8 protein-coding genes are annotated in these 9,600 nt (G+C 72.1%); 3 read left to right on the forward strand and 5 right to left on the reverse strand.

Annotated features, from left to right (window positions below):
• Positions 1-20 precede the first annotated feature (20 nt).
• Positions 21-1,100, forward strand: coding sequence for a mannose-1-phosphate guanylyltransferase (gene manB, locus ON27_RS21960; RefSeq protein ID WP_043730946.1), 1,080 nt, complete (start codon positions 21-23; stop codon positions 1,098-1,100).
• A gap of 204 nt (positions 1,101-1,304) precedes the next feature.
• Here manB and ON27_RS21965 read toward each other — a convergent pair whose 3' ends face one another.
• Positions 1,305-2,900, reverse strand: coding sequence for a carboxylesterase/lipase family protein (locus ON27_RS21965; protein ID WP_083887730.1), 1,596 nt, complete (start codon positions 2,898-2,900; stop codon positions 1,305-1,307).
• A 257-nt stretch (positions 2,901-3,157) separates the two neighbouring features.
• Between ON27_RS21965 and ON27_RS41430 the strand changes: the two genes are divergently transcribed.
• Positions 3,158-3,385: an FmdB family zinc ribbon protein gene (locus ON27_RS41430; RefSeq protein WP_043730952.1), complete on the forward strand. Its 228-nt coding sequence runs from the start codon at positions 3,158-3,160 to the stop codon at positions 3,383-3,385.
• A 9-nt stretch (positions 3,386-3,394) separates the two neighbouring features.
• Here the strand turns inward: ON27_RS41430 and ON27_RS21980 are convergent, their stop codons facing one another.
• From ON27_RS21980 to ON27_RS21995, 4 genes are all read right to left on the reverse strand, one after another.
• Positions 3,395-3,670, reverse strand: coding sequence for an Rdx family protein (locus ON27_RS21980; RefSeq protein ID WP_043730955.1), 276 nt, complete (start codon positions 3,668-3,670; stop codon positions 3,395-3,397).
• An 18-nt stretch (positions 3,671-3,688) separates the two neighbouring features.
• Positions 3,689-4,078 (reverse strand): YchJ family protein, encoded by a 390-nt coding sequence (locus tag ON27_RS21985; protein WP_043730958.1) that lies wholly within the window; start codon positions 4,076-4,078, stop codon positions 3,689-3,691.
• Between the two features lie 427 nt (positions 4,079-4,505).
• Positions 4,506-4,973 carry a hypothetical protein gene (locus tag ON27_RS21990; protein WP_245560046.1) on the reverse strand — a complete coding sequence of 156 codons (468 nt, stop codon included), beginning with the start codon at positions 4,971-4,973 and terminating at the stop codon, positions 4,506-4,508.
• A 28-nt stretch (positions 4,974-5,001) separates the two neighbouring features.
• A complete protein-coding gene (locus tag ON27_RS21995; RefSeq protein WP_043730982.1) occupies positions 5,002-7,446 on the reverse strand; it encodes an AAA family ATPase in 2,445 nt (814 codons plus the stop codon).
• A 424-nt stretch (positions 7,447-7,870) separates the two neighbouring features.
• Between ON27_RS21995 and ON27_RS22000 the strand changes: the two genes are divergently transcribed.
• Positions 7,871-9,600, forward strand: a 1,730-nt coding sequence (locus ON27_RS22000; protein WP_169334526.1) for an SWIM zinc finger family protein, incomplete at its 3' end; no start/stop codon positions are given.

Genomic DNA, 9,600 nt, shown 5'->3' on the forward strand with positions numbered 1-9,600 from the left:
CTTGTGAACAGGGGAGCTTGATGGCAGGTAATGCAGGCACCGACGCGGTGATCCTGGTCGGCGGGCAGGGCACGCGGCTGCGTCCGTTGACCCTCTCGGCGCCCAAACCGATGCTGCCGACGGCCGGACTGCCGTTCCTGACCCATCTGCTCGCCCGCATCGCGGAGGCCGGCATCACCCACGTGGTGCTGGGCACGTCGTTCAAGGCCGAGGTGTTCGAGGAGCACTTCGGCGACGGCTCCGACCTCGGTTTGGAGATCGAGTACGTCACCGAGACCGAACCGCTGGGCACCGGTGGCGCCATCCGCAACGTGCTACCCAAGCTGCGCGCGGACAACGTGATGGTGTTCAACGGCGACGTGCTCGGCGGCACCGATCTCGGCGCGGTGCTCGACACCCACGAGTCGACCCGCGCGGACGTGACACTGCACCTGGTCCGGGTCAGCGACCCGCGCGCGTTCGGCTGTGTGCCCACCGACGAGAACGGCCGGGTCACCGCGTTCCTGGAGAAGACCCAGGACCCGCCGACCGACCAGATCAACGCCGGGTGCTACGTCTTCCGCCGCGAGTACATCGAGAAGATCCCGGCCGGGCGTCCGGTGTCGGTGGAGCGGGAGGTCTTCCCCGCCCTGCTGACCGAGGGCGCGCGCGTGCAGGGGTACGTCGACGCTTCCTACTGGCGCGACATGGGCACGCCCGAGGACTTCGTCCGCGGTTCCGCAGACCTGGTCCGCGGTATCGCGCCCTCCCCCGCGCTACCCGGTCAGCGGGGCGAATCGCTGGTCCACCCGGGTGCGGGCGTCGCTCCGGGGGCGCTGCTCATCGGCGGGACGGTGGTCGGCCGCGGCGCCGAGATCGGCGCGGGCGCGCGCTTGGACGGCGCGGTGGTCTTCGACGGCGCGGTGATCGAGGCGGGCGCCACGGTGGAGCGCACCATCATCGGCTTCGGCGCGCGCATCGGCCCGCGCGCGCTCGTCCGCGACGGCGTCATCGGAGACGGTGCGAACATCGGCGCCCGCTGCGAACTCCTGCGCGGGGCCCGCGTCTGGCCCGGTGTGGAGATCCCCGACGGCGGAATCCGCTTCTCGACCGACGTCTGAGGCACGCACCGCCGGCGCGCACGAGGCGCGGCGACGATCCGCGCCATAAGCATCCGGCTTCGGGCACGCGGGCGACCGCACACGTGGCTGGTGCGGCGGCCGGTTCTCCACCGGGACGCCGCACGTCGAACTCCGATCTCGGCGGCCGACGCCTCCATCGCCCGCCCCGGTGGAGCCACGCACGCGGCGGTGCGAAAGCGCCTGCTAGGAGAACCCGACGGCTTGCTGTCCCCAGGCGGTGTGGAGGTCGCGGTCGGGGTCGTCCACGACGCGGTCGACGCTGTCGATGAGCAAGGTCGGGCGGGCCGCGAGGCGGTAGGGCGGCCAGTGCTTGGAGCCGTCGAGGGCGGCGGGAACGCCGTGGGCGGCGAAGGCCAGCCAGCGGCGTATCATGCGGCCGGAGACTTCCATGGCCGCTCTGCGGCCGCCGAGCCAGAAGGTCGGGTCGAGGTTCAGCGTGCCGAAATTGCCGAAGACGTACGGCAGTTCGGTGGCGTGCCCCGCGCCGACCCGGGCCGCCCGCAGCATCGGGGTGGCGTAGTCGAAGCGGTACATCCACGTCGGCGAGTGCTCGGCATGACCGTCGGCCACCCAGTGCGCGGGCATTCGGAACGCCGCGTCGGTGGACATCGCCAGGGCCCCGCGGGCCTTGTTCAGGTCCGGGTACGCGGAGGTGATCTCGGCGATGCGTTCCGCGGACATCTCCGGGTGGCTTGCCGCGACATCCCGCAGCATCGCGTTCACCGCGTCCGGGGTCACCGGCATGATCGGCGAGCGCAGCAACCGGAACAGCGACGCCTCGTCCCGGTTGGTGCCGATGATCAGCGGAACCCGGTGGGAGCCTCCCCGCTGGAACCGGTCGATCGGGTAGGTCGGCAGCAGATCGCCGTCGACCACGGGCGTGGCCGCCAGCCTGCCGGGCTCCTTCAGCGGTATCTCGTCGAGCAGGACGCCCGCCGCCGCGACGATCCGGTCGATCGGGCATTCCAGCAGTTCTGCGGCCCTGTTCGCGGGCAGCTCGATCAGCTCGAGAAAACGCCGCGCCACCGTCGCGGCCCGCTCCGGCCCGAACACCGTGGTCGCGGGCGGACTCTGCGCGATCGCCTTGTGGAACAGGCCGGCGGCGCGGGGCGCGGTGAGCAGCGCGGTGACGCAACCCGCGCCGGAGGACTCGCCGAACAGCGTGACGTTGCCGGGATCGCCGCCGAACGCGGCGATGTTGTCGCGCACCCACTCCAGCGCGGCGATCTGGTCGTGCAGGCCCAGGTTCGGCGCGAACTGCTCGCCGAGTGAGGACAGATCGAGGAAGCCGAGCGCGCCGAGCCGGTAGTTGACTCCGACGACCACGACGTCGCCGGTCGCGGCCAGTTTGCGCCCGTCGTAGATCTGCTGGGCGGCGGTACCGAGGCAGTACGCCCCGCCGTGCAGCCAGACCAGCACCGGGCGCGGCTCGGCGTCCGGGACGCGCGCGGGATCGCCGGTCTCCGGGCGCGGTGACCAGACGTTGAGCCACAGGCAGTCCTCACCCATGGTCAGGCCCGAGTCGATGGGAACCATCGTGCCCATCGTTTGCGGTGCGATCTGCCCGAACGAGGTGCAGTCGCGCGTGCCGTCCCAGGGCCGCGGGGGCTGCGGCAGCGCGAAACGGGCCGGTCCGGCGGGGGCGGCCGCGTACGGGATGCTGCGCCAGACCGACACCGCGCCTTCGCGCAGGCCGCGCACGTCACCGTAGACCGTTCGAGCGATGGGCTCGGCGAAACCGTCGGGACCGGGCAACTCCTCGGAGAACTGAGCGCGCATCGCGGACCTCCTCATACTTCTTTTTCGAGAGTACGTCGAAGATCAGCAGGGCAACGTTTCGATGCCGAGACATTGCTGCGTCGGCTCGTATTCATCCGCTGTTCAGGCCGTTGCCGACCGCTCGGGTGTCGAATCGGTCACCGACGGCACGCTGGGGACACTCATCGCGCGCTGTTCGGCCCTCGAACGGATTCGGCGCGCGGATTTCGGCGCGGTCCGATCCGGACGCGCCGAAGCGCAGGCCCTAAACTGAGCGGATGCCGAGTTACAGCTATCGGTGCCGCAGCTGCGGTGACACGTTCGAGGTGACCCGCCCGATGGCCGAGTCGTCCGCGCCGGCGACCTGCCCGATCGGCCACGACGATACGGTCAAACTGCTGACCACCTTCGCCACCGTCTCCCGGGGCGGCGGGAGTGCGCCCACGCCGAGCCCGGCGGCGCCTGCGGCGGGTGGCGGCTGCTGCGGTGGCGGCTGCTGCGGCTGACGCCCGGGTTCAGTCCCGCCGGTCGACGTGACCGAGGTCGCGCTCGGGTGCGACCCGGTCGCGCACCCGCTGCTTCAGCACCGCGATGTCGGGAAATCCGCCGTCGGTCTTGCGTTCCCAGATCTGTTCGCCGTCGACGGTGATCCGGAAGATCCCGCCCGAACCCGGGCGCAGCGCGACTTCGTCCAGGTCGGTGGCGAACGTGCTCAGCAATTCCTGCGCCATCCAGCTCGCCCGCAGCAGCCAGCGGCATTGGGTGCAGTACTCGATCGCGACGCGTGCCATGCCCGTGGACGCTACCGGTCAGGCGTCGTGCGTGCCGTCCAGGTACGCCCAAGCGCCGTCGGAACGGGCGAATCTGCTGACCTCGTGCAGCGCGCCCCGGCCGGTCGCGTCCCGGTAGTGCGCGACGAACTCCACCGTGCCGGAATCCTCGAACAGTCCCCCGCCATCGGTCCGGGTGATCTCGAGGAACAGCCAGCGCTGGGCGGGATCGAGCGTCAAACCGGTCGGTCGGGTGCGCGGATGCCAGGATCGCAGCAGGTAGTCCGCGTCGCCCACCGCGAACGCCGTGTAGCGCGACCGCATCAGCGCTTCGGCGGTGGGAGCGGGACGCTCGCCGCTCAGCACCGGGCCACAGCACTCGTCGAAGGATTCGCCACGCCCACACGGGCATCGCCGTGCGCCGCTCATACCGCCGTCCTTCCGTGGCCGGTGCCCGTCATGCCCACGCTCACTATCGCCAGTCCCATCCGTGCATAATCCGTTCCCCTTCCGGCCGAGCGGTGCGCGATGCGCGAGCCCGCCCGATCTCCGATCATGGTCCGCTCACCACCGGGCACTATCCCGGCCGGAACGGTCCCGCCGTCAGCACGCTCGTGCCCAACTCCGGTCACGATGGTGCACGCCGTGCCTTTCGCGTCGGACGGACCTCTGGCGGTGGGGCGCCAACGTGGCCTCCGGTCCTGCTACCTCACGCCGTCGATCTTGCCGCCGACTTGTCGTGCGCGCTATCGCCGGGGCTGTCCGGTCAGCACACCGTGCGATCCTGCCGCGCCGGCCGTCCGCACACGACCACGAGGCCGGTCCTGGTGGCCCCCAAGAGGGCACGACCGTCGGGTCACTCCCGGTGCGCTCGGACCGCCGCCAGGTCCGCGGCCAAGGCGACCGTTTGCTCGCGCCAGCGCCGCAGATCGGTGACGCTCGGCGCGAGTTCGTAGTCGTGGTGGTGGGCGGCACGCGACAACGCGGCCCAGAGCACCGCCACGCGCGCCGCTACGTCCGGTCCCGCGAAGGCGCGCAGCGCGATCAGCTGCGCCCGCATCGGACAGCGGACCAGCGCGGGCGCCAACCGCAGCCACAGGTCGTCCACGGCCTGTTCAAGGGCGATTCGCAAGATCCAGGCGGTCGCCCGGGACCACAACCCGCCCGCGTCGGTCACCGATCCGCCGAGCAGCAGATCGACGGTCTCCAGCCGCTCGGCGACCGACGGCCGATTCGCCCGCGGCCGGTGCGCGCCGTTCTTCCGCCGCCGCTGACCGTGCCTGGCACCGCGCTCGCCCTCCGCCTGCCCTCGGCGCTCGCCCACCGGCCTGCGCCGCCCGCTCATCGGCGCTTCACCGGCCCAGCCACGCGACGAATCGCTCCGTCTCACCGATCAGCTCGCGCATGTCGCGTCCGATCGGCACGTGCGCGCCCGCCGTGGCGTCGCGCAGGGCGTCCACCACCCACCGTCCTTCCCGCTCGATGAGGTTCTTGTTCAGGTCGTCGACCTTGCTGCCGACCCCGAACACCGCGAGCGCCACCTTCGCCCTGGTGGAGTGCGCGGCATCGATGTGCCGCTCCACCTCCGTGTGGTTCATGCCCGCGGCCAGCAGCGTGCGTCGCGCCCTGGCCAGGCTGGCCGCCTCCACCGCCGAACGGCAGCAGGTGGCCACCAGTTCGTCGGCGATGGCCGCGGGCAACTGCGGGGTGCGCACCAAGGCGCGGGCGTCGTCCAGATAGCGGCGGATCGGATCGCTGGACACTCGCACCTCGACCACCGAGCGGTCGCGGCGCTGGACCTCGAGCACGGTGGCATCGAGCTGCATGCGCCGCACCGCCTCGGCGAGGCGCTCGTCATGGGTGAAGACCACCACCTGACGGGTCCAGGCGACCGTGGCGAGCACTTGCGCCAGCCCGTCCACCTTGGCCGGGTCCATCGCCTGCACCGGGTCGTCGATCATGACGAAACGGAAGGGGCTCTCCTGCACCGTCGCTCGCGGCAGGAACAGCGACAGACCCAGCGCGTGCAGCTCGCCTTGGCTCATCACACCGAGCGCGGCGCCGTCGACTTCGTCGACGGTCACGTCCAGCAGGACGCGGCGCGCGGTACCCGCGTTGCCCTGCAGGCGGATCGCGCCCAACTCGACGTTGCTCTGCTGTCGCAGCGTGCGCCACACCCAGCGGGCCGTCGTCTCCAGCGGCGTCATGCGTTCGCCGCGCAGCCCGGCGGTGGCCGACTTCAGCCAGTCCTCGGCTCTCTTCACCGTGCGCAGTTCCGCCGCGTGCGCGGCCACCTCGCGCGCGCCGTCCAGCCACGCCACGATCCGCGGCACCAAGGGCGTCCACACCTCGTCCAAGCGGTCGAGTTCCTTGCGGGTGCCCTGCTGCAGCAGGTCGAGTTCGCCGACCAGTCGCGCGTGCGCGACGCGGAGCCGTTCGGGCAGGTCGGGGGTGTATTCGATGGTGGTGAGGGCGGCCCACTCGGCCCAGGCGGCGCGCACTGCCGTGGTGTCCACCGACGGTGGATTGCGCGGATCGAAGTCCAGTTCGGCGGGCACGAGGTCGGGCAGCGCCCGCGCTGCCCGCACGGCGTCGCCGAGCTCGAGGCGGGCGGTGGTGAGCGCGTCCACCCGGGCGGCCAGCCGCTCGATGGCGGCGTCGGTCTCGCGTACCCATTCCTCGTCGAGCGCGCCGCGGCCGCAGACCGGGCAAGGGCAGGTTCCGCTCGCCTCCTGGTGCTCGCGTGCTTTGCGCAGCAGGTCCAGCAGGCGCAGATCGGCTTCGGCGTCGGCGGTGGTGCCGTGGGCCAGGGCCGCGCCGCACGCCTCGAGCCGGGCGGCCACGGCTTCCACTTCCGCGTCGTCGGGCAGCGCGAGCCGCACGATCGCGCGCAGGCCGTCCGGTCCGGCCGGGTCGTCCACCACACCGAGCACTTCGCGGCCCACGGCGGCCAGATCCGGCTGGGCGGGACGCAGCAGCCCGGCCACGCGGACCGCGCGGTCGTCGGCCACCGACGCGAGCAGCTCCAGCAGTTCCAGCCGTTGCTGGCGCGAATCCCGCACGGCACGTTCCAATTGCAGGCGGCGCATCCGGATCCGCTCCTGCGCCAACGTGAGTTCGTCGAGCCCGAGCAGTTGGTGCAGCGCGTCGAACAGGTCGCTCGGCTTCCCGTCCACCAGCGCGCCGAGTTCGCTGTAGGACAGGAACGGGCGGTAGAGCTCGAGCTGCGCCGCCCAGCGGTCGGTGTCGAACGCGCCCGGCGGCGCGGGCGGATACCGCTGGGTCCAGTGCGCGTCCGGCAGGTCCGCGTCGGACGCCCATTCCTTGGTGATGGTGAGCCGGGGCGCGTCGCCCGCGGTGAGCAGATCCAGCTCGATGCGGGCGGCCGTGCCGTCGTGCAGGTTGCGCCACCCTTCCCGCCAAGCCGCCGAGCGGCCGTCCCAGCGGCGATTTCCGCCGGTCAGCGCCATTTCCGCGGCTTCGGCGAAACTGGATTTCCCGCTGCCGTTGCGACCGACCACGAGGGTGAGACCCGGGCCGGGCGGCAGCTGCAGCGTCGTCTCCGGACCGATGCCACGGAATCCGCGCACCCGGATGGCGCTGAGGAAGATGCCGGAGTGATCGAATGCCGTTGCCGCGTCATCGGATTCGGCGGCTCCCAGGGCGCGCAGCACGGTGCGGGCGACCGAGGGCGTGACCGCTGGGTCCTCGGCGAGGCGCCTGGTCACGACTTCCGAGAGCCGGGGCGTGCTGTCCGCGGAACCGGCGCCCTGGACAGCGTCGGGATCCAGGCGCATGCGAAAAATCCCCTCCACCATCGAGCCGCGCACTCCTGCGACCCCGTGCGCGACGCCTTGTCGAAGCTGCGCGAAACGCTACCCGATTGCGTTCGAATCGCCCACCGCGCCCATGCGAATCTGCCCGCGGGGATGGAAACATGGTCATCGAAACGCCTGCGCCGTGTTTCGATGTCCACCCCTCGCGCCAACCCCGGCGGGCAGCCTCGATGGTGTCGACACCCGTTCCGGGTGGCTCGGTCGAGCCGAACAGGACAGAATGCCAGAGCGCCACGATCGGCGCAAGATTTCGCGGATCGGCGAATTCGGCGCGGCGGCAAGCGGTTCCGTACCGGCGGCGGCACTTGTCGGTGCGCTGGGGTAGAAATCCGGTCAACCGAGCAACGAAGGAAGCGATGAGGCACCAGCGAGCCGGAGCAGCGCGATGACGACGCCGTGGTCCGAAGACCAGGTCACGGCGTTGGCGCCGGACGCGAGTTCGCTGTCGGCGGCGCGCAAGCTGATGCACCGCTGGCAGGAGAGCGGCCGCAACGGCACGGCGTTGTGGGGCCGGTGCCAGGGCAGCGGGGCCACGCCGTACCAGACGATCGTCGATCTGTCCGGTCCGGCGTACCGGTGTTCGTGCCCGAGCCGCAAGTTCCCCTGCAAGCACGCGCTGTCGCTGTTGCTGCGCTGGGCCGCGGGCGAGGTCGCCACCGTCGCCGAGACCGCCGACTACGCGGCATCGTGGATCGGCGGACGCGCCGCGCGCGCCGCGACGGCGGACCGCACCCGCACCCCCAACCCGGCCACCGCCGAACAGCGGCGGGTACGGGTGAGCGCGGGGCTGGAGGAACTCGACGTCTGGCTCGGCGATCAGGTGCGCACCGGGCTCGCGCAGGCCGATCGCTCCTACCGCGCCTTCGAGGCCGTCGCCGCCAGGATGGTCGACGCGCAGGCCCCCGGGCTCGCCGCCGCCCTGCGCAGGCTCCCGGCCGCCGTGGCCACCAGGACCGACTGGCCGGAGGTGGTGTTGCGGGAATACGCGCGGATGCATTTGCTGATCGCCGCGCACCGGCAACTCGACGCGGTCTCGCCCGCGCTGCGCGCCAGTATCCGGGCGCACGTCGGCTACCCCAGTCCGGCCGAGGCGGTGCGCGCCGAAGCTCCGGTTCGCGACCGATGGATGGTGTTCGGCCTGCGGATCACCGAGGAGGAACGCCTCTACACCCGGCGGACCTGGCTGTTGGGGCGGGAAACCGGGCGCTGGGCGCTGGTGGTCGATCATTCCTTCGGTTCCCCGGGCTTCCCGGCCGACGTTCCCGCGCTCGGGCACCTGGCCGACGCCGAGCTGCATTTCTATCCCGGCGCCGCACCGCTGCGGGCGCTGTGGGGCGAACGGCACGGCGCCACCGAACCCTTCACCACGCTGCCCGGCGAAACCGGCCGGGCCGCCACGATCGCCGCGGCGCTGGCCGCGCACGCGTCCGCGCTCGGCGCCGATCCGTGGTTGCGTTCGTGGCCGATGCTGCTGGCCCGCGTCGTGCCCACCAGGACCGAAGAGGGCTGGTACGTCACCGAATCCGACGGCACGGCGCTGCCGATCCGACCCGGCGACCAACCGTGGACGCTGCTGGCGGTGTCGGGCGGTCACCCCGTGACCGTGGTCGGCGAGTGGAGTCCGGACGGATTGGCGCCGGTCTCGGTGTTCACCGCGGGCGAGGTGACCGATCTGGCGCCCACCGAAGCCTTCGGTCTCGAGGCGCCTCGTCCGTCTACCGGGTCGAGTGCCGCGGACCTCACCTCCGTCGCGCTACTGGGCACCGCGCGCCGCGCCCCGGATCTCGCCGCGCTGGCGCCACCGATCGCGCGCGCTGCCGAGCGATTGCCGAGCGACCCCGCGTCGCGGCTGCTCGAAGCCGCCGCGCTGCACGACCTGTTCCGCCGGGGCGGGGTCGCGCCCGCCACCGCCGCGGCGCCGGAACCCGCGGCGGACGACGCGCGCCCGATGCTGCCGCGCCCAGCGGCCGCGCGCCTGGCGCGCATGCTGCGGGAGCGCTCGGCGTTCCTGCCCGAATGGTTCGACGCGGCGGCGCCGCACGACTACCGAGCCCCTGACGCGCTCTGCGAGCGACTGCTCGAGCACGCGAAGATCAACGCCACTCTGCGAGAGCC

It is taken from the genome of Nocardia asiatica NBRC 100129 (assembly GCF_000308415.1).
GTDB lineage: Bacteria > Actinomycetota > Actinomycetes > Mycobacteriales > Mycobacteriaceae > Nocardia > Nocardia asiatica.

Coding starts and splice junctions, on each gene's coding strand:
- manB (WP_043730946.1), top strand. CDS start 21: ATGGCAGGTAATGCAGGCACCGACGCGGTGATCCTGGTCGGCGGGCAG.
- ON27_RS21965 (WP_083887730.1), bottom strand. CDS start 2,900: ATGCGCGCTCAGTTCTCCGAGGAGTTGCCCGGTCCCGACGGTTTCGCC.
- ON27_RS41430 (WP_043730952.1), top strand. CDS start 3,158: ATGCCGAGTTACAGCTATCGGTGCCGCAGCTGCGGTGACACGTTCGAG.
- ON27_RS21980 (WP_043730955.1), bottom strand. CDS start 3,670: ATGGCACGCGTCGCGATCGAGTACTGCACCCAATGCCGCTGGCTGCTG.
- ON27_RS21985 (WP_043730958.1), bottom strand. CDS start 4,078: ATGAGCGGCGCACGGCGATGCCCGTGTGGGCGTGGCGAATCCTTCGAC.
- ON27_RS21995 (WP_043730982.1), bottom strand. CDS start 7,446: ATGCGCCTGGATCCCGACGCTGTCCAGGGCGCCGGTTCCGCGGACAGC.